The organism is Psychrobacter sp. PP-21, assembly GCF_033790785.1.
Taxonomy (GTDB): Bacteria; Pseudomonadota; Gammaproteobacteria; order Pseudomonadales; family Moraxellaceae; genus Psychrobacter.
The window spans coordinates 1-783 of sequence record NZ_JAMYEB010000066.1; the positions used below are offsets into that span (position 1 = coordinate 1).

Below are 783 nucleotides of genomic sequence, written 5' to 3' on the forward strand. Positions count from 1 at the left end.
TATAGTCACTGCACTACAAAAGAGTTATGTTTTGGATGAATATCATAAAACAATTTAGATAAGTCATTTTCCATCCAACCTTGGCGTAAAAACTTCACTTGAGCCCACTTTTTCTCGATGGGATTTAAGTCAGGACTATAAGGAGGTAAGAATAATAGCCTGTGACCATGCCTGTTAAGCAGCTTTTGAACGCGCTTATGAAAGGCTGCATTATCCATAACGATTACACATTTTCTCTTAAGCTTTGGTATCAGCGTGAACTTGCACCAGTGATAGAAAATCTTTTTATTAATGTTGGTCTTTAAGCAATTGAGTGCAAACAGCGTTTTGCCATATAGTGCACCAATGACGTTGGTTCGATCTTTGGCTTGCCAATTGTAACTGCCAATGCAGGGGCTACCAATGGGTGCATAACCACAAGGACGCATCGTTTCACTCTCAAACCCACTTTCGTCCATATAGACAATAGCAAAGCCTTGAGCAATGTAGTGGTTAAGCTTGGCTAGATAAGTCGCTCTTTTCACAGGACAAGCTTTGGGGTGCTCAAGTGTCTTTTTTTTTGCTAACACCAATACGCTTTAAGGCTTTACTGATGCCTGTTGGGCTACAATCAAAACGCTGTGCTCGCTCATAGTGATAATCGTCAGGGTGGTCTTTGACATCTTGAGCTAAGGCTTCATCCTCTATTTTGTAGGGCTTAATATATCGAGTGGTTTTACTATGAAGACGCTTTTTCCACTTCTGGATAGTCGTTGGACTGATATCATAGAAAACAGCAGCTTC

The 783-nt window shown here is 40.7% G+C and carries 2 protein-coding genes; both read right to left on the reverse strand.

Translation table 11 applies throughout. The features are described 5' to 3' along the window. Positions 1–5 precede the first annotated feature (5 nt). A complete protein-coding gene (locus tag NJD71_RS13575) occupies positions 6–569 on the reverse strand; it encodes a transposase (RefSeq protein ID WP_198015433.1) in 564 nt (187 codons plus the stop codon). Beyond that, positions 544–783 (reverse strand): IS630 transposase-related protein (locus tag NJD71_RS13580; RefSeq protein ID WP_319052430.1); only part of this gene is annotated, 240 nt, incomplete at its 5' end. The genes NJD71_RS13575 and NJD71_RS13580, both read right to left, overlap by 26 nt.